At 68.4% G+C, this 20149-nt stretch carries 19 protein-coding genes, 1 tRNA gene and 3 riboswitches; of the genes, 11 read left to right on the top strand and 9 right to left on the bottom strand.

The genetic code is table 11. The annotated features are described in order from the left end of the window. Positions 1–7 precede the first annotated feature (7 nt). The 4 genes from gcvH to ACODTB_RS11700 form a co-directional block, all read right to left on the bottom strand. The gene (gene gcvH / locus ACODTB_RS11715; RefSeq protein WP_291115273.1) at positions 8–376 is read right to left on the bottom strand and encodes a glycine cleavage system protein GcvH; all 369 of its coding nucleotides are present in this window, start codon (positions 374–376) and stop codon (positions 8–10) included. A 37-nt stretch (positions 377–413) separates the two neighbouring features. Then, positions 414–1595 carry a glycine cleavage system aminomethyltransferase GcvT gene (gene gcvT / locus ACODTB_RS11710; protein ID WP_488929353.1) on the bottom strand — a complete coding sequence of 394 codons (1182 nt, stop codon included), beginning with the start codon at positions 1593–1595 and terminating at the stop codon, positions 414–416. A 5-nt stretch (positions 1596–1600) separates the two neighbouring features. Beyond that, positions 1601–1705, bottom strand: a riboswitch (glycine riboswitch). 12 nt (positions 1706–1717) lie between these two features. Continuing rightward, positions 1718–1832, bottom strand: a riboswitch (glycine riboswitch). Between the two features lie 31 nt (positions 1833–1863). Then, the gene (locus ACODTB_RS11705; RefSeq protein WP_291115268.1) at positions 1864–2367 is read right to left on the bottom strand and encodes a hypothetical protein; all 504 of its coding nucleotides are present in this window, start codon (positions 2365–2367) and stop codon (positions 1864–1866) included. 116 nt (positions 2368–2483) lie between these two features. Next, on the bottom strand, positions 2484–4169 hold the full coding sequence (locus tag ACODTB_RS11700) for an electron transfer flavoprotein-ubiquinone oxidoreductase (RefSeq protein ID WP_291115266.1): 1686 nt from the start codon (positions 4167–4169) through the stop codon (positions 2484–2486). A gap of 190 nt (positions 4170–4359) precedes the next feature. Here ACODTB_RS11700 and ACODTB_RS11695 point away from each other — a divergent pair, with 190 nt between their 5' ends. The 4 genes from ACODTB_RS11695 (at position 4360) to ACODTB_RS11680 (ending at position 7917) form a co-directional block, all read left to right on the top strand. Next, positions 4360–5142, top strand: a complete 783-nt coding sequence (locus ACODTB_RS11695; RefSeq protein ID WP_291115264.1) for an SDR family oxidoreductase — start codon at positions 4360–4362, stop codon at positions 5140–5142. Between the two features lie 112 nt (positions 5143–5254). After that, on the top strand, positions 5255–6202 hold the full coding sequence (locus ACODTB_RS11690; RefSeq protein ID WP_291115262.1) for a DMT family transporter: 948 nt from the start codon (positions 5255–5257) through the stop codon (positions 6200–6202). A gap of 16 nt (positions 6203–6218) precedes the next feature. Continuing rightward, on the top strand, positions 6219–6638 hold the full coding sequence (locus ACODTB_RS11685; protein ID WP_291115260.1) for an acyl-CoA thioesterase: 420 nt from the start codon (positions 6219–6221) through the stop codon (positions 6636–6638). 70 nt (positions 6639–6708) lie between these two features. Then, complete coding sequence (locus ACODTB_RS11680; protein WP_291115258.1) at positions 6709–7917, top strand: PQQ-dependent sugar dehydrogenase; 1209 nt, start codon at positions 6709–6711, stop codon at positions 7915–7917. 15 nt (positions 7918–7932) lie between these two features. Here the strand turns inward: ACODTB_RS11680 and ACODTB_RS11675 are convergent, their stop codons facing one another. The 4 genes from ACODTB_RS11675 to ACODTB_RS11660 form a co-directional block, all read right to left on the bottom strand. Beyond that, entirely contained in the window at positions 7933–8238 is a 306-nt protein-coding gene (locus ACODTB_RS11675; protein ID WP_291115256.1) for a DUF5666 domain-containing protein, read from the bottom strand. Positions 8239–8333: 95 nt separating this feature from the next. Continuing rightward, complete coding sequence (locus ACODTB_RS11670) at positions 8334–8918, bottom strand: peroxidase-related enzyme (protein WP_291115254.1); 585 nt, start codon at positions 8916–8918, stop codon at positions 8334–8336. Between the two features lie 54 nt (positions 8919–8972). Beyond that, complete coding sequence (locus ACODTB_RS11665) at positions 8973–10643, bottom strand: ShlB/FhaC/HecB family hemolysin secretion/activation protein (protein WP_291115252.1); 1671 nt, start codon at positions 10641–10643, stop codon at positions 8973–8975. Positions 10644–10730: 87 nt separating this feature from the next. Further along, positions 10731–14678, bottom strand: coding sequence for a two-partner secretion domain-containing protein (locus tag ACODTB_RS11660; RefSeq protein WP_291115250.1), 3948 nt, complete (start codon positions 14676–14678; stop codon positions 10731–10733). Between the two features lie 282 nt (positions 14679–14960). Between ACODTB_RS11660 and pcaC the strand changes: the two genes are divergently transcribed. Together pcaC and ACODTB_RS11650 are read left to right on the top strand one after the other, a co-directional pair. After that, positions 14961–15347 carry a 4-carboxymuconolactone decarboxylase gene (pcaC, locus tag ACODTB_RS11655; RefSeq protein ID WP_291115248.1) on the top strand — a complete coding sequence of 129 codons (387 nt, stop codon included), beginning with the start codon at positions 14961–14963 and terminating at the stop codon, positions 15345–15347. Positions 15348–15404: 57 nt separating this feature from the next. Next, positions 15405–16376: a Bug family tripartite tricarboxylate transporter substrate binding protein gene (locus tag ACODTB_RS11650; protein ID WP_291115246.1), complete on the top strand. Its 972-nt coding sequence runs from the start codon at positions 15405–15407 to the stop codon at positions 16374–16376. A gap of 18 nt (positions 16377–16394) precedes the next feature. Here ACODTB_RS11650 and ACODTB_RS11645 read toward each other — a convergent pair whose 3' ends face one another. Beyond that, positions 16395–16949 (bottom strand): LuxR C-terminal-related transcriptional regulator, encoded by a 555-nt coding sequence (locus tag ACODTB_RS11645; RefSeq protein WP_291115244.1) that lies wholly within the window; start codon positions 16947–16949, stop codon positions 16395–16397. Positions 16950–17045: 96 nt separating this feature from the next. Between ACODTB_RS11645 and ACODTB_RS11640 the strand changes: the two genes are divergently transcribed. The 5 genes from ACODTB_RS11640 to ACODTB_RS11620 all read left to right on the top strand — a co-directional run bounded on the left by ACODTB_RS11640 (position 17046) and on the right by ACODTB_RS11620 (position 20120). Then, complete coding sequence (locus tag ACODTB_RS11640; RefSeq protein WP_291115242.1) at positions 17046–17753, top strand: CoA transferase subunit A; 708 nt, start codon at positions 17046–17048, stop codon at positions 17751–17753. Position 17754: 1 nt separating this feature from the next. Continuing rightward, a complete protein-coding gene (locus ACODTB_RS11635) occupies positions 17755–18390 on the top strand; it encodes a 3-oxoacid CoA-transferase subunit B (protein WP_291115240.1) in 636 nt (211 codons plus the stop codon). Between the two features lie 26 nt (positions 18391–18416). After that, positions 18417–18590, top strand: a riboswitch (yybP-ykoY riboswitch). Between the two features lie 6 nt (positions 18591–18596). Next, a complete protein-coding gene (locus ACODTB_RS11630) occupies positions 18597–19175 on the top strand; it encodes a TMEM165/GDT1 family protein (RefSeq protein WP_291115238.1) in 579 nt (192 codons plus the stop codon). A 35-nt stretch (positions 19176–19210) separates the two neighbouring features. Beyond that, positions 19211–19284 (top strand) — tRNA-Gly (locus ACODTB_RS11625). 68 nt (positions 19285–19352) lie between these two features. Next, positions 19353–20120 carry a FadR/GntR family transcriptional regulator gene (locus tag ACODTB_RS11620; protein ID WP_291115236.1) on the top strand — a complete coding sequence of 256 codons (768 nt, stop codon included), beginning with the start codon at positions 19353–19355 and terminating at the stop codon, positions 20118–20120. Positions 20121–20149 lie beyond the last annotated feature (29 nt).

Raw genomic sequence — 20149 nt, 5'->3', positions numbered from 1 at the left:
AGGCGGGTCAGGCGTTGGCGAAGGCGTTGTAGGCGGTCTCGTCCAGCAGGGCGTCGACCTGGGCCGGGTCGGAGAGCTTGACCTTGAAGAACCAGCCGGCCTTGAGCGGGTCGGTGTTGGCCAGCGAGGGGTCGGCGCGCAGGGCTTCGTTGACTTCGGTGATTTCGCCGCTGATGGGCATGTACACGTCGGCGGCCGCTTTCACGGACTCGACCACGCCGGCCACGTCCTTCTGCGCGAAAGTCTTGCCGACTTCGGGCAGGTCGACGAACACCACGTCGCCCAGCGCGTCCTGCGCGTGCACGGTGATGCCGACGGTGGCGATGCCGCCGTCAACGGTGATCCATTCGTGGTCTTCGGTGTACTTGGTGGTCATGGAAAAGCTCCTGAAAAAAGAAACGAAAAAAGTGAGATCAGCCGCGGAAGTATCGGTTGGGCACGAAGGGCATGGCGCTGACCTGCATGGGCACGGGTTTGCCTCGCACCATGGCCACCACGGGCGTGCCCAGGGCGGCGTGTTCGGGCGCGACGTAGCCGATGGCGACGGGCTTGTTGGCGCTGGGGCCGATGAGGCCGCTGGAGGTCTTGCCGATCACGTCGCCGCTGGTGTTCTGCAGTTCGACGTTCTCGCGCACGGGCACCCATTCCTGGGCGATCAGGCCCACGCGCTTGCGGGCCAGCGGTTCGCTGCCGTCGAGCTGCGCGAGCACGCGCGCCGCGCCGGGGAAGCCCCCCGCGCGCGCGCCGCCGGTGCGGCGCACTTTCTGCATGGCCCAGTTGAGCCCGGCTTCCACCGGGGTGGTGGTGGTGTCGATGTCGTTGCCGTAGAGGCACAGGCCGGCTTCGAGGCGCAGCGAGTTGCGCGCGCCCAGGCCGATGGGCATCACTTCAGGCTGGGCCAGCAGGGTGCGCACGAACTGGTCGGCGCGGTCGCCGGGCAGGGAGATCTCGAAGCCGTCTTCGCCGGTGTAGCCGCTGCGGGTGATGAAGAGGTCGGCGCCGTGCCAGTTGAAGGGCGAACCGGTCATGAAGACCAGTTTTTCGACGCCGGGCACGAGGCGCCGCAGCACGTCCACCGCCAGCGGGCCCTGCAGCGCGAGCAGGGCGCGGTCGGGCAGGGGGATGACCTCGCAGCGCGAGCCGATCCGCGCCTGGATGTGCGCGATGTCACCAGCCTTGCAGGCGCCGTTGACGATGACGAAGAGGTCGTGCCCGCGGTTGACGAACATGAGGTCGTCGATGATGCCGCCCTCGTCGTTGAGCAGCAGGCCGTAGCGCTGCTTGCCCACGCCGAGATCGATCACGTCCACCGGCATGAGCGTCTCGAAGGCGGCGGGGGCGTCGGGCCCGACCAGGCGCAGCTGGCCCATGTGCGAGACGTCGAACAGGCCGGCGGCCTTGCGGGTGTGGTGGTGTTCGGCCATGAGACCGGTGGGGTACTGCACCGGCATGTCGTAACCGGCGAAGGGCACCATGCGGGCGCCCAGTTCGACGTGGAGCTTGTGCAGCGGGGTCTGGAGAAGCGGGGCGGCAGCGGGCACGGCAAAGGCTTTCAGGCAAGGGGGCAGGCCCCGGTGGGGCGAAACACGGTTCATCCGTGCGCTGCCCCACTGTCCGCTTTACCTGAGAGATTCACGCGGGCGATGCCGCGCTTGCTCCTTCGGTGGGCCGCTTCGAGGAGCGGCCTCTCTCCAGGGGGGTACACCGGCCTCGCGGCCCGTGTTTGCCAGTCCTTTTGCCTGAGCGTTCAGAGCACCCGGTGTGCGGTGCCGCCTGCGCCTTCGGCGAGCCTTCTCCGGGGACCGGATCGGCTTCTCTCCTGACCCGGCGAGTGTATCGCACGGCGCCATGCCGGCCGGTGTTTCAGGGCGTTTCCAGGGCCGATTCGGGCAGCAGGCGGGCCAGCCGCTCGCGGATGCCGTCGGCGCGTTCACTGCCGGCCAGGCGCTCCACGTCGGCCGTCATGGCCCGGCTGACGGCCAGCATGTCGCCCACGTCGCGCGCTGCGCGCAGGGCGTCGCGGTAGCGCTGGGCCATGGCCTTGTCGCGCGGGGCGAACATGCGCTCGCTCAGGTCGAACAGGTACATGCGCGCGCTGGCGAGCGAGCGTGGGCCGGAGAAGGCGTCGGCGGAGACGGTGGGCGGGGTGTTGGCCGGTGTGAGGAGCGGCGGCGGCGCTTCGTCCACAAGGTAGCCGCGCGAGATCAGGTCGGCCGCGAGGGTGGGCCCCTGGCCCTCGAACAGGGCGAACAGTTCGGCATCGGGTTTGCGGCCATCGGCCAGCAGCAACAGGGCGCGCTCGCGCTGCGCGAGTTGGCGTTGCCCGGGGCGCAGCTCGGCGCGGCCCTTCTGGGTCTTGTTCAGCATGGCATCTCGGCGTCGTTCACGGAGCCTGCACTGTGGACAGCCCATGTGACGGCGCGGTGAATACCGGGCATGAAAAAGCCGCCCGCAGGCGGCTTTTCAGGAAAGGGTGATTTCGCTCACATGCCGGCGTAGTTCGGACCGCCGCCGCCTTCGGGCGTGACCCAGACGATGTTCTGCGTCGGGTCCTTGATGTCGCAGGTCTTGCAGTGCACGCAGTTCTGCGCGTTGATCTGCAGGCGGTCGGTGTTGTCGGGGTTCTTCACGAACTCGTACACGCCGGCCGGGCAGTAGCGGGCTTCGGGGCCGGCGTACTTGGCGAGGTTGATCTTCACCGGCACGCTGGCGTCTTTCAGCGTGAGGTGGGCCGGCTGGTGCTCTTCGTGGTTGGTGTTGCTGACGAAGACGCTGCCCAGGCGGTCGAAGGTGAGCTTGCCGTCGGGCTTGGGGTAGACGATCTGCTCGCACTCGGCGGCCGGCTTGAGGTAGAGGTGGTCGGCCTTCTCGCGGTGCAGCGACCACGGCGGGGCCTTGAAGCCCAGGCGGGGCAGCAGCCAGTGTTCGATGCCGACCATGAGGCCGCCGACGATGTTGCCGTACTTGAACCAGGACTTGAAGTTGCGCGAGGCGTCCAGCTCTTCGCGCAGCCAGCTCTTGCCGAAGGCAACCGGGTAGGCCTTGAGTTCGTCGTGCTGGCGGCCGGCCTGCACGGCCTCGAAGGCGGCTTCTGCGCAGAGCATGCCGCTCTTGATGGCAGCGTGGCTGCCCTTGATGCGCGCGCCGTTGAGGTAACCCGCGTCGCAACCGACGAGGGCGCCACCGGGGAAGGTGGTCTGCGGCAGGCTCATGAGGCCACCGGTGGTGATGGCGCGCGCGCCGTAGCTGATGCGCTTGCCGCCTTCGAGGAAGGCTCGGATGCGCGGGTGCGTCTTCCAGCGCTGCATTTCCTCGAACGGGCTGAGCCAGGGGTTGCTGTAGTTCAGGCCGGTGACCAGGCCCAGCGTGACCTTGTTGTCCTCCAGGTGGTACATGAAGCCACCGCCGTAGGTGTCGTCCTTCATGGGCCAGCCGGCGGTGTGGATCACCAGGCCGGGCTGGTGCTTGGCGGGGTCGATTTCCCACAGTTCCTTCACGCCGATGGCGTAGGCCTGCGGGTCCTTGCCTTCGTCGAGGTGGAACTTGGCGATCAGGCGCTTGCCCAGGTGGCCGCGCGAGCCTTCGGCGAAGACGGTGTATTTCGCGTGCAGCTCCATGCCGAGCTGGAAGTTGTCGGTCGGCTCGCCGTCCTTGCCCACGCCCAGGTTGCCGGTGGCCACGCCCTTGACGGAGCCGTCGTCGTTGTAGAGCACCTCGGCGGCCGCGAAGCCGGGGAAGATCTCCACGCCGAGGTTTTCGGCCTGCTGGGCCATCCACTTGACCACGTTGCCCAGGCCGACCACGTAGTTGCCTTCGTTGTGGAAGTTGTTGGGGATCAGGAACTTGGGTGTGTCGATGGCGCCTTTTTCGGTCAGCCAGAGCAGCTTGTCGTCGGTGACGGGCTGGTTGAGCGGCGCGCCGTCGGCTTTCCAGTTGGGCAGCAACTCGTTGAGGGCCTTGGGGTCCATCACCGCGCCGCTGAGGATGTGCGCGCCGGGCTCCGAGCCTTTTTCGAGCACGCACACGTTGATCTCGCCGCCTTTTTCGGCGGCGATCTGCTTGAGCCGGATCGCCGTGGCCAGGCCGCCGGGGCCGCCACCGACCACGACCACGTCGTACTCCATGGCTTCGCGCGGGCCGTAGGTGCTGATGATTTCTTCGGGGGTCATGTCGAGGGTCTCACTCTGTCGGGCGGGCGCCCGGGGATTTTCATGACGGCAATGCATGGAGTCATGCCGGTGTCGTGGTCGGGACCGATTTTAGTGGCCCAGGGCGCACAATCCTGTCGGATGGGGCCTCGTCGGCCCGGGCGGTGCTCGGATGGCCGCAGAATCCAACCACTTTAGAGGAGGTTCTCTCATGGCATACAGCCTGGACTTGTCGGGCCGCGTGGCCCTGATCACCGGGGCGTCCGGTGGGTTGGGTGAACAGTTCGCCAAGACGCTGGCGCGGGCGGGCGCGGCCGTGGTGCTGGCCAGCCGCCGCACCGACCGCCTGATGGCGCTGCGCGCGCACATCGAGGCTGCCGGTGGCGACGCGCACGTGGTGGCGATGGATGTGACCGACACGGCATCGATCAAGGCGGCGGTGGCGCACGCCGAGACCGAGGTCGGCGCGATCGACATCCTGGTCAACAACTCGGGCGTGAGCACCACGCAGCGCCTGCAGGACGTGACGGAGGAAGACTACGACTTCGTCTTCGACACCAACACCAAGGGCGCGTTCTTCGTGGCGCAGGAGGTGGGCCGTCGCATGCTGGCGCGCGCCAACGGCGCGGCGCCGGGCACCTACGTGGGCGGGCGCATTGTCAACATCGCGTCCATGGCCGGGCTCAAGGTGCTGCCGCAGATCGGCGTGTACTGCATGAGCAAGGCCGCCGTGGTGCAGATGACCAAGGCGATGGCGATCGAGTGGGGCCGCTTCGGCATCAATGTGAACGCGATCTGCCCGGGCTACATCGACACCGAGCTCAACCACCACCACTGGCAGACCGAGCAGGGCCAGAAGCTCATCAGCATGCTGCCGCGCAAGCGCGTCGGCTCACCCACCGACCTGGACGCGCTGCTGGTCATGCTGTGTTCGAGCGAGAGCCATTTCGTCAACGGAGCGGTGATCGCCGCCGACGACGGTTTCGGGGCATGAAGGAGCTCTCCCCGCGCCGCCTGCGGCGTCACCCCTCAGGGGCAACACCTGCGGCCCGGCAGAGCCGGTTCCGCGGGGTTCTGGACCCTATCGCGGCATTTCTTTCGTCGAGATGAGCACGGCTGTTCTGGGCCGGCCTTCGGGCTGGCCGCCGGGCATGGTGACCGGCATTCTGGCGGGGCTGGGCGCGGGGGCGTTCTGGGGCACGGCCTTTCTCGCGCCCCTGCTCACGCCGGGCTTCAGCTCGATCGATCTCACGGTGGGCCGCTTCCTGGCCTGCGGCCTGTTGTCGGTGCTGCTGCTGGCGTGGGCCGGGCTGAGCGGCGAGGCGCACCTGCCGAGCTGGCGCCAGGCGGGCGCCGCGCTGTGGTTGAGCCTGCTGGGCTACACCGGCTACTACCTGCTGCTGGTGCTGGCCATTCAGGCGGCGGGCGCGGCGCTGCCGGTACTGATCATCGGCACCATCCCGATCTGGATCATGTTGCTGGGCAAGCCGCAGGGCCTGCGCTGGCGCGCGCTGGTGCCGGGGCTGCTGCTCACCCTGGCGGGCCTGGCGCTGATGATGCGGGTGACGGCGCATGGCGGTGGCGAGGCGGGCGGCGGCACGAACCTCTGGCTCGGCATCTTCTTCGCTGTGCTGGCCATGGCCTCGTGGACCGCGTTCGGTCTGCTGAACGCGCGCTGGCTGAGCCGCCATCCGGAGGTCAACTCCACCGTGTGGGCCAACTGGCTGGGTGTGGCGGCGGGCCTGGGCGCGCTGGGCATCTGGGCCGTGGCCGGGACCGAGGTGGACACCCTGGTGCAGCGCCCGGGCTTCGGCATGTTCCTGATCGTCTGCGCGGTCACCGGCATCGGCTCGGCCTGGATCGCCTCGGTGCTCTGGAACATGGCCAGCCGCCGCCTGAGCCCGAGCCTGGCGGGCCAGCTCATCGTGAGCGAGACGGTGTTCGGCCTGATCTACACCTTCGCCTGGAGCGCCCAGTGGCCCGCTGCCCTGCAATGGACGGCCTGCGTGCTGTTCGTGCTCGGCATCCTCGCGTCGATCAAGGCGCACCGCTGACGACCACCCCAATGCCATGAAACTCGACATCCCCGAACAGAAGAAGCGCGTGTTCAGCATGACCATCCCCATCCGCTGGGGCGACATGGACGGCATGAACCACGTGAACAACACGATCTATTTCCGCTACCTGGAGATCATCCGCATCGACTGGATGCACTCCATCGGCTGTCCGCCCGATCCGGGCGGCGAAGGGCCGGTGATCGCCAACGCCTTCTGCAACTTCTACCGGCAGCTCGAATACCCGGGCGACGTGATCGCCACCATGTACGTGAGCGATGTGGGGCGCAGCAGCTTCGAAAGCTGGTGCACGCTCTCGCGCAGTGACGACCCCGACACCGTGTGCGCGGCCGGCGGTGCGACCACCGTGTGGGTGAACTTCCCGCTGAAGAAGTCGGCCCCGATTCCCGACTGGCTGCGCGCGCATTTGAGCTGATGGCTGTGTGCGCTGGCGCACACACAAATGCTTGCACACAGGCGGCGCGCGCGTGCCTAGCATGTCCGACATGCGCCACTTCTCTGCGCTCATCGCCGGGGCCCTATCGATGGGTCTGCTGTTGTCGTGCGGCGGCGGCGGTAGTGAAGGTGACGGCTCGCCCGCGCCCGGCAGCCCCAGCTTCATGCCCACCACCGGGCCGGTCGCGGTCACCGAACTCGCGACCAACCTGCCCAATCCCTGGAGCCTGGCCTTCCTGCCCGATGGCCGCATGCTGATCACGGGGCGCACGGGCAGCCTGCGCCTGTACGCGGCGAACGCGCAGTCGTTCAACCTCATCAGCGGCCTGCCCGCGCTGGACACCGGCGGGCAAGGCGGTCTGCTCGACGTGGTGCTGGACCCCGCCTTCGGCAGCAACCGGCGCATCTACTTCAGCTTCTCGGAAACCGACAGCGGCAACGCCAACCTCAATGGCACGGCGGTGGCGCGCGCCGAACTCGACACGGGCGCGATGGCGCTCGTGAATCTGCAGGTGATCTACCGGCAGTTGCCCAAGGTGGCGAGCAGTGGGCACTTCGGTTCGCGCCTGGTGTTCGACCGCGAGGGCCACCTGTTCGTGACGCTGGGCGACCGGCAGAGCAACGACCAGCGCGGCTACGCGCAGGACCTGAGCCGGGGCAACGGCAAGGTGGTGCGCATCACCACCTCGGGCGCGGCGGCACCGGGCAACCCCGTGCTGGCGGGCGCGCAGGCTGGCATCTGGAGCTACGGCCACCGCAACCCGCAGGGCGCGGCGCTGCACCCGGACACCGGTGAGCTGTGGACGAGCGAGCACGGACCGCAGGGCGGCGACGAGGTGAACCTCACGCAGGCCGGGCGGAACTACGGCTGGCCGGTGATCAGCTATGGGCAGGAATACGGCACCACGCAGCAGGTGGGCGAGGGCACGGTCAAGGCCGGCATGGAGCAGCCGGTGGCGTATTGGGAGACCATCGACGGCTCGACGTGGACGGGTGGTCAGAAGTCGTCCATCGCGCCCAGCGGCATGGCCTTCTTCACCGGCACCATTCCCACGAACTGGAACCGCAGCCTGTTCGTGGGCGCGCTGGCCGGCACGGCGCTGTGGCGCCTGCAGCTCGATGGCACGCGGGTGGTGGGGCGCGAGCGCCTGCTGGCGAACCGCAACGAGCGCATCCGCGATGTGCGGCAGGGCCCCGACGGCCGGCTTTACCTGCTCACCGATGGCGGCAGCGGCAAGCTGCTGCGCATCGGAGGCTGAGGCCGGCGCGGCGGCTTACTGCTTGTTCTCGCGAGCGTCCTTCTTGTACTCGACGTCGTCGGCGTACAGGCGGCCGTCTCTGCGGTCGATATCCACTTCCACGTAGTGGCCCTGGCGCAGATCCTCGAAGCGCTTGTAGTCGTTTTCGTAGTCGGTCTTGTCGGTCACATAGATCACTTCGCTGTTGACGGTGAAGGTCTTCGCGGTGGTGTCGACGGCCGTGATGCGCCCCTTGATGTCTTCTGCGCAGGCCGCGCCCGTGCCCAGGGCGAGGACGGCGGTGAGCAGGAAGGCCCGCTTGACGGATGGTTTGATCGGCATGGAAGCACTCCTTGTGTTGTTGTGTGGCGGTATCGATTGAATCGCGCGCCGACAAGAAGTGCTGTAAGCCTTGTCTGATTTGGCGGCCGTGCCGCTCAGTCCTTCGGCGGCTTGGCCTTGGGCACGCGGCCCATCAGGTAGAACTCCGGGTTGGGCAACATGTTGCTGAAGCTCGCCAGCCGGTTGGACAGGCCGAAGAACGCGGTGATGGCGGCGATGTCCCAGATGTCCTCGTCGGAGAAGCCGTGGGCGTGCAGGGGGGCGAAGTCGTCGTCGTTGATTTCGTGCGAGCGCTGGCAGACCTTCATGGCGAAGTCCAGCATGGCTTTCTGGCGCGGTGTGATGTCGGCCTTGCGGTAGTTCACCGCGACCTGATCGGCCACCAGCGGTTTCTTCTCGTGGATGCGCAGGATCGCGCCGTGCGCCACCACGCAGTACAGGCACTGGTTGGCCGCGCTGGTGGTGGTGACGATCATTTCGCGGTCGCCCTTGGTAAGCGAACCTTCTTCCTTGAGCATCAGCGCGTCGTGGTACGCGAAGAAGGCCCGCCACTCGGCGGGCCGGCGCGCCAGGGCCAGGAACACATTGGGCACGAAGCCCGCCTTTTCCTGCACTTCGAGCACCTTGGCCTTGATGTCCTCGGGCAGGTCGTTGATGTCGGGGGCGGGGTAGCGGCTCATGCGGGTCTCCGGCGTGGTGGAATGTCTGGCCATCGTACCGCCCCCCGCCGAGGGTCAGAAGCGGTAGGCCCCTGTCACCCAGACGCGCGGGTTGCGCTGCTGGCTGTCCGATTGCGCCGCGCCGCCGGCGTGCCGCCAGGCCAGCGTGCCGTCCACCGACCAGTTGCCGTGCTGGGCGCGCACGCCCACGCCGCCACCGGCGAGGCTGCGGTGGTTGTCGCCCACCGCCCAGGGGCGGCGGTTGAGCGTGCTCTGGCCGGCGTCCCAGAAGGCGTAGGGCACGAACGCGCCCTGGCCGTAGCGCAGTTCCAGCTGGCCGAGCACGCCTTCGTCGCCCGCGCCTTCACCGCGCGGGTAGGCGCGCACGCCGCTGGCGCCGCCGAGCACGAAGTCTTCGGACGAGTCGAGGTTCTTGCCGGCCCACTGCGCCGCGACGCGGGCCGAGAGCGTCCAGCCGCCGGGCAGGGCCTGCAGGCGGGTGACGTCGAGGTTGACCTTGTTGAAGGAGCCGTCGGTCCTGGCGGTGAGGCGGTCGAGCAGGCGCTGCACGTCGCCCTTGAGCGAGACGCTGCCGTGCGTCCAGCCCAGCGAGCCGTAGGTGATGCCGCCACCGAGCAGCGCGTCGCGCAGGTCGAACTGCACCGCGACCGGCAGCACGCTGGCGGACTTCTCGTTGCGCGTGTTGGTGGAGCGGTATTCGTCCACCATGGTCTTGTGCTGGGCCTGGGCGGTGAGCAGCAGGTTCGCGCGGTTGCTGCGCACCAGCGGGTAGCTCACGCCGACGCTGGCCACACGCGCCGTGCCGGAGGCCTGCAGGCTGCTGAACTCGCCGCCGAGGCTGTAGTCGGAGACGGCGTAGCCGACGTCGCCGCGCAGGCCGCTGGTGCCCAGCGCGCGCGAGTAGGCGAGGTTGCCGAAGAACAGGTCTTCATCGGTGGCCATCACGGCCGCGTTGAGGCGGTCGCCCAGGCTGAACGGGCTGTTCCAGGCGCCTTCGAGCAGCACGCGGTGCTGGCCCGAGTAGCGGTTGCCGTGGTTGTCGATCGAGACGCGGCCTTCCACGGCCTTGCTGCGTTCGACCTCGACGGCGAGGTCGCCCGTGCCCACGGCCTGGCCGGGGCGCACCACCGGGCGCACGCGGATGCCCGGCAGATCGGACAGCACGAGCACCGAGCGTTCGAGCGCGTCCATGGCGATCACGTCGCCGCTGCGCAGGTCGCCGAGGAAGCGCCCGGCGTCGGTGGCCAGGGCGGCGTCCGGCGAGGTGGCCTTCACCTGGCCGTAGCGGCCTTCGATGACCTCGATGTGGAGTTCGCCGCCGGCCATGCGCTGGGCAGGCACGTAGGCGCGGGCGAAGGGGTAGCCCTGCTCGCGGTAGAAGCGCGTGATCTGGTCCGCCAGGCCGCGCAGACCGGCCAGGGTGTGGCTGCGGCCGGTGGCGGGCGCGATCACGGCTTGCAGGCGCGTGGTCTCGATGCGGCTGTTGCCGGTGATGCGCACGGTCTTGAGTTCGACCGCGGCGCCTTCGTCGCGGCCGGCACTGTCCACCGGGGGCGCGTCGAGCTGGAGGTTCAGCGATTCGGGGAGCGCCTGCTGGGGCAGTTGCAGGTCCTGCAGGATGCGGCCGGCGTCGGGGGCCTGTTGGGCGAAGGCGGAGGAGGCGCTGCCCAGGGCGAGCGCGCAGAGGGCCAGCGTGACGGGCGAGAGGCGAAAGGTCTTGTGCATGGGAGATGAATAGTTCGTGGTTGCCCGCGCCAGGGCCGTGGGGCCCTGGCGGGAGCGATCAAAAAAGGAGCCGGGAAGGTTCGTGCTTCAGTGGCCGCCGCTGGGCAGGCGCAGGCCGCTGCCGCGCACGAGAACCTGGGCCGAGGCGCCGCAACCGCCGCCGGTCCAGCCGCTGGCGGCGCAGTCTTGCGGCGTGGCATCCGTTGCGCTGGCGCTCTGGCCGCCGGCACCCGGGGCGGCTTCGCCCTCGGTCGCCAGTTGCACCAGTTGCAGGCCACCGGTCGCGTCGGGCGCGGACGACGGGTCGCTGACCTGCGGCACGTGCACGTGCGCCGGCACCGCCGTGAGGCTGGGGCGCTGGATGCTGTCGGTCACCGGCGCGGGGTTGAAGGTCTGCGTGACCTCGACCTCGGCGTTCTCCGGGCTGTTGACCACGGCGTAGCCCAGCTCGTTGAGCAGCGAGATCCGGATGGCGTGTTTGCCCGGGCCGGCCGCGTCGGTGCTGTAGCGCGGATCGCCGAGCATGGCCTTGGTATCGCCGTTGAGCAGGCCCTGCACGTCGTAGCCGTCGACGCCACCGCCATCGAAGCCGTTGGCGCCGGAGTTCTCCGCTTCGAGCTGGGTCGACGCGTTGGTGCTCACGGTGAGCACGGGCTGTTCGCGGTAGACCGCGTGCACGCCGCTGCTGCCCAGGGCCTTGGTGAAGTTGCTGGTGCTTTCGTCGCTGTTGTAGCGGAAGGCGCCCGAGCCGCTGCCCACGGCGTTCGTCACGCCGGTGCTGCCGGCGACGCTGCCGGTGTAGATCACCGCGCGGCCGCCCGCACCGGTGCTCACGGTCGCACCCGCGCCCACCGTCACGTTGCCGCCCTCTGCCTGGCCGGCCGCGTGGCTGGCGCCGGCGTTGAGCACGATGGCGTTGCTCGCGGTGCTGCTGGTCTGAACGCTCTTGCCCAGCGCGATGTCGCCGCTGACGGTGCTCACGTTCACGAGGCCCGTGTTGTGGATGCCGTTGAGCGTGCTGCCATCGGCCAGCGTGGCGCTGCCGATGGTGAGGGCGCCGCTGTTGACCAGGTGCACGTCCTGCGTGGCGGTCACCAGGGTGCCCACGGTGTTGCCTGCGTGGCCCAGCGTGAACCGGCCGCCGTTGCCGACCAGAGCGAGGGTGCCGGCCTCGAGCGCGGCGCTGGCGGCCTGGGTCACGGTGCCGCCATCGGTCTGCAGCGTCACCATGTCGGTGGAGCCGAGCACGGCGTCGAGCCGGATGTGGCCGGTGCCGGCGTCGAGCGCCACGCTGTCCTGCAGGCGGGTGTCGGTCACGACGGTGATGTTGCCCTGCATGGCGGCGCCGCCGATGTTGATGGAGGAGAAGCCGTCGGCCAGCGAGGCCAGGGTGGCGGAGGAGACGTTCAGCACGCCGTCGCCCGGCGTGCCCGCGCCGCCGCCGACGTGGATGTCGTGGCTGGGGTTGTGGGCTTCGAAACCGATCTGGCCGGTGCCGCTCACCGTGCCGCCGAAGGTGATGTCATCGGCCTTGAGCGTGAGCTTGTTGTCGGCCGCATTGATGCCCTGGAGGAAGCTCAGCGAGCTGCCTTCGAGCGTCTTGCCGTTGAGCAGGGAGCTGGTGGCGATGTTGTCCAGCGTCAGCGTCGCGCCCAGTGCGCGGCCGCCGGTGGCATCCCAACTGCCTGAGACGAAGACGAAGGCGTAGGTGCCCGCGGTGTCCACCGTCGCGCTGGCGGTCAGCCAGCCGGTGCTGGACGAGGCGCTGGCACCGGTGGCGTTGAGGATCACCTGCGTCTCGCCGGTCTTCACGTTGAGCAGGTAGCCGAACACGTCGTAGGCGTCCGCGCTGCCGGCCGCGTTCCACTGGAAGCTGACCACATCGCCCTTGGCCAGGGCGATGGTGCTGTCGCTGGTGACGTAGCCGCCGCGCACGATGCAGTAGCCGGAGTCGCACTGCTGGGAGCTGCTGAGCTGCAGGCCCTGGGTGCCGTTGGCACCGTTGTTGCTGACGCCGGAGGTGAAGCTGCCCGAGGAGTTGACGTTTTCGCCGGTGGATGGGGAGGGGCCGCTCGGGTCGTTCGGCGTGAGGTAGCCGCGCACCGTGGAGCCGCCGTTCATGTAGACGCGCTGGTCGTGGATGCTCCAGCCGGTGGTGCCGTTCTCGAAACCCGCGTTCAGGAACTCGGCCGCGCCGAGCACCACGGGCGAGTCGTACACCTGCTCGCCGAAGGTGCGCACGATGCCGCCGTTGATGTGCGTGGCGCCGGTGGGCGCGGTGGTGACGTACAGCGAATCCAGCGGGTTGGTGCCGCCCACCTGGTCGCCGAAGACGATGCTGCCGTTGCCGGTGTTGGTCAGCGTGAGGCGGCTGGCGTTGCCGGCACCTGCGGTGGCCGAGTCCACGTACTTGGCGAAGTAGATCTCGCCGCCCTGGCTGGCGATGGTGATGTGGCCATCGAGCTTGACGTCGCCGTTGAAGATGAAGCTCAGGTCCGAGGTGGAGCCGATGTTGCCCTGCAGAAGGAGCTGGTCCGCGCTGAGGATCAGCGAACGGCCGCTGCCGCCGGTGTTGGTGTAGTCGCTGGCCCAGGTGATGGTGTCGTCGGCCTGGATGCTGACGTTGGTGCCGCCCGCAAGCGCGGCCTCGATGTCGTCGAGGCCGACGTTGGTGCCGCCAATCGCGCCGGCACCGGCCGCGATGGTGACGTCGGTCGGGTCGATCAGCCACAGGCCGCCGTTGCCCTTGGGTGCGGCGGCATCGGCCGCGCGGCTCACCGAAAGCGTGGCGCCGCTGGTTTCGATGCGCCCGCCGTTGCCGCCGTTGACGCCGCCCCGTGCCTTGAGCACACCCGCGACGTCGGTGCGGCCGGCGGTGTTCTTGATGTCGGACCAGGCGACGACCGTGCCGCCATGGCCGTTCTGCGTGGCGGAAGCGTCGAGCGTGGCGCCCGAGGCGATCAGGGTGCGCTGCGCCTGCTTGATGGTGCTGTCCTTGCCCTGCCAGCTGCCGCCCACGTAGATCTGGCCGCCGCCGGTGGCACCGGTGGCGTCGATCACCGCGCCATCGGCAACGGTGACGGTGTCGCCGGTGACGATGGCCTTGCCCCCCTGGCCTTGCGGCGCGGAGACGTCGATGCGGCCGGCAACGTGCACGCCGCCCTGTTCGGCGACCAGGCTCACCACGCCGTCGGCACCGACGCCGAGCGAGCGCGCCTCGATCAGGCCGCTGCTGTTGATCACGGTCGCGGTGAGGCTGTCGACGGCGCGCGCGGTCATGAGCACGGTGCCGCCGTTGGCGTGGATGGCGCCACCGTTGTCGATCAGCGCGCCCAGCGCACCGCCGTCGACCTCGACCTGCACCGGGCCGCCCAGGTCGAGCCGCACGGTGCTGCCCGCGGCGAGCACCACGCCGCCGCGTTCGGCGGACAGTTGGCCGTCGTTCACGATGCGTGCCGCGACCAGCGCGACATGGCCACCCGAGGCGGCCGAGATCTGGCCCTGGTTCACGATGGACGCGGTGCTGCCGCCACTGAAGTGGTAGCGGCCGGCCAGGAAGTCTTCGGTGCTGATGTTCAGGGTGGAGGCCACCAGAGAGCCCACGTTCACCTGCGCGGTGGGTGAGAAGAGCACGCCGTTGGGGTTGACCAGGAACACCTGGCCATTGGCATTCAGCGCGCCCTGGATCACCGACACGTCGGGTCCGAGCACGCGGTTGAGCGCGACCGAGGCCGCCCCGGGTTGCACGAAGTTGACGCTGTGGCCCTGGCCGATGGAGAAGCTGTTCCAGTCGATGGCGAGCTTGTCGCTGGCCTGCTGGATGGTGAGCACGTTGCCGGCCTGCTGCAGGCTGCCCTGGCCGGCGGTGACGGTGCCGCCGGTGGGCAGGCCGCCGGCCACGGCGGCCAGGGGCGCGAGCAGCAGGGCGCCGGCCATGCGGGAGGCGCCGCGCTTGCCGCGCGCGCTGGCGACCTCGCTCACAACGGTCCAGGCGTTGATGGCGTGGTTCCAGATGGTGGTGTAGATGCGGTTCATGGAAGGTCTTGGTCTGTCTTCTGTCGCCCTCGGTGCAGAGACCATGGGAGGGCTGGTGTGGCCCCGGTCACATTGCATGCCGGGGAACGCCGATGGATACGAATTGCAGCCTGCTGGACAGGCTGCGCGGAGGAGGGAGCTGTTGCTATAGAAATTGCTCTCGGGGCAGTATCGGCCGGGCCTTGATGTTCTTGAGGCCCGAATAACAGGGGATTGGGGTGCTTGTTCGGTTCGCTGCGCTATCGTTCACACAAACCTTGTTTTTCTAGCCATGGAGCACCTATGCCATCTCATCCCGATTCCGAATTCGAGCGCGGCCTGGCCACGCGCAGGCAGGTCATGGGCGACGCTTTCGTCGACAAGGCGTTCGGCGACATGACGCCTTTCACCGAGCCCATCCAGCAGCACATCACGCGCAAGGCCTGGGGGGATGTCTGGCAGCGCGACGGGCTCGACCTCAAGACGCGCAGCCTCATCACCGTGGCCATGCTCACGGCGCTGGGCAAGCAGCACGAGCTCAAGGGCCATGTGCGCGGCGCGCTGAACAACGGCGCCACGCCCGCCGAGTTGCAGGAGGTGCTGTTGCACGCCGCGGTGTATTGCGGCGTGCCGGCGGCGGTGGAGGCGTTTCGCACGGCGGCCAGCGTGGTGGACGGCGAGAAAGCCTGAGTGCCGATGCGGCGCTACGATCGGGGGTTTCTTCACCATCCCCTACGGAGTTCCGTCATGACCGCTTACCGTCTCTCGCTGGTCCGCCGCGCCCTGTTGGCCGCCGGCCTGGTCTGCTCCCTCGGCCTGGCTCAGGCGCAGTCCACCACCCGCATCCTGGTGGGCTTCCCGCCCGGCGGCGGCACCGACGCGATCGCCCGCATCATTGGCGAACGCCTGCAGGTGGATCTCGGCCACCCGGTGGTGGTGGACAACAAGCCCGGCGCGGGCGGCCAGCTCGCGGCCCAGGCGCTCAAGGCCGCCACAGCCGACGGCAACACCCTGTTCCTCAGCCACGACCACAGCATCACCATCCTGCCCATGGTGACGAAGAACCCGGGTTACGACTCGGCCAAGGACTTCGTGCCGGTGGCCGGCTTCGCGACCTTCGTCAACGCCTTCGCCGTCTCCAACGGCACGCCCGCGCAATCGTTCAAGGCCTATGTGGACGGCGTGAAGGCGGCCGGCGGCAAGGGCACGGTGGGCATTCCCGCGCCGGCCTCGGTGCCGCAGTTCCTGGTGCAGGTGATCGCCAAGCAGAACGGCCTGGACCTCGTGGCCGCGCCCTACCGGGGCAGCGCGCCCATGATGTCGGACATGCTGGGCAACCAGATCCCGGCCGGCGTGGCCTCGATTCCCGATTTCATCGAAAACCACAAGGCCGGCAAGCTGCGCGTGGTGGCGGTGATGGGCTCGCAGCGGCAGGCCGCCATGCCCGAGGTGCCCACCTTCTCCGAACTCGGCCTCAAGGGTTTCGAGGACGTGCCGTACTACGGCCTGTTCGCGCCGGCCGGCACGCCCAAGGCCGCGCTGGACCGCATCGCCCAGGCGGTGCAGAAGGCGATCGCGCAGCCCGACGTGCGCGAGAAGCTCACCGCCATGGGCCTCACCGTGGGCTTCATGACCGGCGAGCAGCTGGGCGCGCGCGAGCAGGCCTATGGCAAGGTGTGGGCGAAGATCATCCAGGACAGCGGCTTCCAGCCGCAGTGACCTGGCGCCGGATCGGGCTCAGCCCGCCAGCAGGCGCTGCATCAGGTCCGGCGTGCTGTGGGCCTGGTACTTGCGCATGAGCCGCGCGCGGTAGATCTCCACCGTGCGGTGGCTGATGTCCAGCGCCTTGCCGATCTGCTTGCTGGTCAGGCCATCCATGAGGAAGGCCGCCACCTCGCGCTCGCGCGGTGTCAGCTCGGCCTTCACGGTGCGCGTGGAGCTGAGGTCTTCGAAGCTCCAGATGCCGGCGGCGTGCGGCGCGTCGCGGTTCAGCGCGCGGCCCGTCACGTGGCACCAGAAGGTCTCGCCCTGCGACTGCCCGCCCACGCGCTTCATGATGCGGTTGTCCGAGTAGGTGCCGCTGCGGCCCAGCAGGGGCGCCATGCGCTCGCCGATGCGCTCGTACTCGTCGGCGCTGGGGTAGAGGATCTGGAAACTCTGGCCCACGAGCTGCTCGCGCGTGGCGCCGAACATCTCGCACAGCACCTGGTTGCAGTCGACCATGATGCGCTGCCGGGAGAGGGCCAGGCCCACGGGGGCGAGGTCGAAGGCGAGGCGGTAGTCGATCTCCATGGCGCATCAGGCTTCGGGTTTGGCTTTACGAAATACTACGTATGTGGTTACGTAGTATCGTAGCGGCTTCCACGGTCCAACCCAGGAGACACCGACGTGAACAAGATTTTCCCGAACGCGGACGCCGCGCTCAAAGGCATCGTGGCCGACGGCCAGTTGCTCGCCGTCGGAGGCTTCGGCCTTTGCGGCATTCCCGAGGCCCTGATCGACGCGCTGCGCGACAGCGGCGCGAAGAACCTCACCGTGATCTCCAACAACGCGGGCGTGGACGGCTTCGGCCTGGGCAAGCTGCTGGAGACGCGCCAGATCAGCAAGATGATTTCGAGCTACGTCGGTGAGAACAAGGAGTTCGAGCGCCAGTACCTGGCGGGTGAACTGCAGCTCGAATTCACGCCGCAGGGCACGCTGGCCGAGAAGCTGCGCGCCGGCGGTGCGGGCATCCCCGCCTTCTTCACCAAGACCGGCGTGGGCACCCTGGTGGCCGAGGGCAAGGAGCTGCGCGAGTTCGACGGCGAGACCTATGTGATGGAGCGCGCGCTGGTGCCCGATGTGGCCCTGGTCAAGGCGCACCGCGCCGACAAATCCGGCAACCTGCAGTTCCGCCTGACCGCGCGCAACTTCAACCCCGCTGTGGCCATGGCCGGCAAGATCTGCGTCGTCGAGGTGGAAGAAATCGTCGAGATCGGCGCGATCGACCCGGACCAGATCCACCTGCCCGGCATCTACGTGCACCGCATCGTGCACAACGCGAACCCCGAGAAGCGCATCGAGAAGCGCACCATCACCGAAAAGGCAGGAGCCTGATATGCCCTGGAATCAAGACCAGATGGCTGCGCGCGCGGCCCACGAACTCGAAGACGGCTTTTATGTGAACCTGGGCATCGGCATCCCCACGCTCGTGGCGAACCACACGGGTTCCAAAGAGGTGTGGCTGCAGAGCGAGAACGGCATGCTGGGCATTGGCCCGTTCCCCACCGAAGACGAGGTGGACGCCGACCTGATCAACGCCGGCAAGCAGACCGTGACCACGCTGCCGGGCTCCAGCATCTTCGGCAGCCACGACAGCTTCGCCATGATCCGGGGCGGCAAGATCAACCTCTCCATCCTCGGCGCGATGCAGGTCAGCGAGAAAGGCGACCTCGCCAACTGGATGATCCCGGGCAAGATGGTCAAGGGCATGGGCGGCGCGATGGACCTCGTGGCCGGCGTCAAGCGCGTGATCGTGCTCATGGAACACGTCGCGAAAAAGAAGGATGGCACCGAAGACCTGAAGATCATCCCGACCTGCACCCTGCCGCTGACCGGCGTGGGCGTGGTCGACCGCATCATCACCGACCTGGGTGTGATGGACGTGACGCCGCAAGGCCTCAAGCTGGTGGAGATGGCCCCGGGCGTCACGCGCGAATTCATCCAGTCCAAGACCGGCGTCACGCTGGTCTGATACCCCGGGCGGGTATACTCCCGCCTGCACCCGTCATTGGGGAGTAGCCGCTCTGCGCCCTGCAGAGGTCCGCGTCAACACACTTGGCCCCCACGGCCATGGCGCAGACAGCTTCCAGCCTGGCAAGACCTTTGACCACACTGCCTCCGGATGGGCCGGGGATGCCGTGTGGTCTTCTGTCTTTTGCCGGCCCTCGGAGCATTCTCTTGGAAGCATTCCTGATCTCGACGGGCATCGTCGCCCTCGCCGAAATGGGCGACAAGACCCAGTTGTTGTCCCTCGTTCTCGCTGCCCGCTTCAAGCGCCCCTGGCCCATTGTCTGGGGCATCCTGGTGGCCACGCTGCTCAACCACGCCCTCGCGGGCGCTGCCGGCGCCTGGATCATGGCCGCCGTGGGCCCGAACGTGATGCGCTGGGTGCTGGGTATCTCCTTCATCGCCATGGCCGGGTGGATGCTGATCCCTGACAAACTGGACGACGAAGACGCTGTGCCCAAGCGGCAGATGGGCGTGTTCGTCGCGACGCTGTGGGCCTTCTTCCTGGCCGAGATGGGCGACAAGACACAGATCGCCACCGTGGCGCTGGGCGCGCAATACGAACCCCTGATCGCGGTGGTGATCGGCACCACCTTCGGCATGATGCTGGCCAACGCGCCGGTGGTGTTCTTCGGCGAGGCGATCACGCGGCGCGTACCGATCAAGATCGTGCACATCATCGCCGCGCTGATCTTCGCGGTGCTGGGCGTGCTGGCCCTGATGGGCGTGGGCGCGTCGATGACCGGCTGACCGGCCCGGCAGGGGCGCTAGAATGGCGGCCTGCTGCGGGTGTAGTTCAATGGTAGAACGGCAGCTTCCCAAGCTTCATACGAGGGTTCGATTCCCTTCACCCGCTCCACCTCTCGACTCCCCCCTCCACCGGCACCATCGCTGCGCGTGCGGCGCCTGTGGCGGCGCGGTTTCATCATGAACGAGCCATCAGCCCACATCGCCCCCCAATGGGAGCCCGCTGCGCGAGCCGAAAGCCTCTCGTGGTCGATCGTGCGGCAGATCCGCGATGCGCTCTTCTCGGGAAAGCTCAAGGCCGGCGAATTCATCGGCAGCGAAATCACCCTGGCTCAGCAGTTCGGCGTGAGCCGGATCGCGGCGCGCGATGCGCTGCGTTCGCTGATCGCGATGGGCGTGGTGGAAGTCCGCATGGGTTCCCGGGGCGGTGCCTGGGTGGCCACCGGCAACTCCGATCGCCTGGTCGACTCGCTGGCCGTTCAGCTCCATCTCATCGGATTGACTGCGGCGGAGATGCTCGAAGCGCAGAGCATCACGAGCATCGCCTCGGCCGAACTGGCTGCAGGCCGCGTGACCCCGGAAGACGCCGCGCGGATGGAAGAGGCGGCGCAGGCCACCGAGGCGGCCGCGGGTGACCCGCACGCGTTCACGGAAGCGTCCATGCGGTTCCGCGAGGCCATCGTCAACGCCTCCAAGAACCGCGTTCTCATTGCCCAGTACCGCGCCTTCGGATCGGTGCTCGGCCCCCTGCTCGAAGCCAACACGACCCCCGCGGCCACCCGCCGGATCATCCAGTCCAACGCCCGCCTGCTTCAGGCCATCGTCCATGGGGATGCAGCGGCCGCGGGTGAGCTGATGCGCGAGCGCGAGTCCGGTATCCGGATGCGCATCCTGGGCTCGGATCCGGCCGCCACGGCCGTGCCGGCAGCGCAGGCCCCATCTCCCTAGTGCCGCTGGCGCCCCGGCGCTTTTGTCTT

It is taken from the genome of Hydrogenophaga sp. FG152 (assembly GCF_057809615.1).
The sequence above is the reverse complement of the archived record's forward strand: the minus strand, read 5'-3'. Positions and strand labels throughout refer to the sequence as shown.

What these genes read in the sequence shown, in the direction of transcription:
- ACODTB_RS11665 (WP_291115252.1), bottom strand. Translation starts at nt 10,643, where the DNA reads ATGCACAAGACCTTTCGCCTCTCGCCCGTCACGCTGGCCCTCTGCGCG.
- pcaC (WP_291115248.1), top strand. Translation starts at nt 14,961, where the DNA reads ATGCCATCTCATCCCGATTCCGAATTCGAGCGCGGCCTGGCCACGCGC.
- ACODTB_RS11695 (WP_291115264.1), top strand. Translation starts at nt 4,360, where the DNA reads ATGGCATACAGCCTGGACTTGTCGGGCCGCGTGGCCCTGATCACCGGG.
- ACODTB_RS11620 (WP_291115236.1), top strand. Translation starts at nt 19,353, where the DNA reads ATGAACGAGCCATCAGCCCACATCGCCCCCCAATGGGAGCCCGCTGCG.
- ACODTB_RS11700 (WP_291115266.1), bottom strand. Translation starts at nt 4,169, where the DNA reads ATGACCCCCGAAGAAATCATCAGCACCTACGGCCCGCGCGAAGCCATG.
- ACODTB_RS11685 (WP_291115260.1), top strand. Translation starts at nt 6,219, where the DNA reads ATGAAACTCGACATCCCCGAACAGAAGAAGCGCGTGTTCAGCATGACC.
- ACODTB_RS11670 (WP_291115254.1), bottom strand. Translation starts at nt 8,918, where the DNA reads ATGAGCCGCTACCCCGCCCCCGACATCAACGACCTGCCCGAGGACATC.
- gcvH (WP_291115273.1), bottom strand. Translation starts at nt 376, where the DNA reads ATGACCACCAAGTACACCGAAGACCACGAATGGATCACCGTTGACGGC.
- ACODTB_RS11635 (WP_291115240.1), top strand. Translation starts at nt 17,755, where the DNA reads ATGCCCTGGAATCAAGACCAGATGGCTGCGCGCGCGGCCCACGAACTC.
- ACODTB_RS11650 (WP_291115246.1), top strand. Translation starts at nt 15,405, where the DNA reads ATGACCGCTTACCGTCTCTCGCTGGTCCGCCGCGCCCTGTTGGCCGCC.
- ACODTB_RS11705 (WP_291115268.1), bottom strand. Translation starts at nt 2,367, where the DNA reads ATGCTGAACAAGACCCAGAAGGGCCGCGCCGAGCTGCGCCCCGGGCAA.
- gcvT (WP_488929353.1), bottom strand. Translation starts at nt 1,595, where the DNA reads ATGAACCGTGTTTCGCCCCACCGGGGCCTGCCCCCTTGCCTGAAAGCC.
- ACODTB_RS11645 (WP_291115244.1), bottom strand. Translation starts at nt 16,949, where the DNA reads ATGGAGATCGACTACCGCCTCGCCTTCGACCTCGCCCCCGTGGGCCTG.
- ACODTB_RS11660 (WP_291115250.1), bottom strand. Translation starts at nt 14,678, where the DNA reads ATGAACCGCATCTACACCACCATCTGGAACCACGCCATCAACGCCTGG.
- ACODTB_RS11675 (WP_291115256.1), bottom strand. Translation starts at nt 8,238, where the DNA reads ATGCCGATCAAACCATCCGTCAAGCGGGCCTTCCTGCTCACCGCCGTC.
- ACODTB_RS11680 (WP_291115258.1), top strand. Translation starts at nt 6,709, where the DNA reads ATGCGCCACTTCTCTGCGCTCATCGCCGGGGCCCTATCGATGGGTCTG.
- ACODTB_RS11690 (WP_291115262.1), top strand. Translation starts at nt 5,255, where the DNA reads ATGAGCACGGCTGTTCTGGGCCGGCCTTCGGGCTGGCCGCCGGGCATG.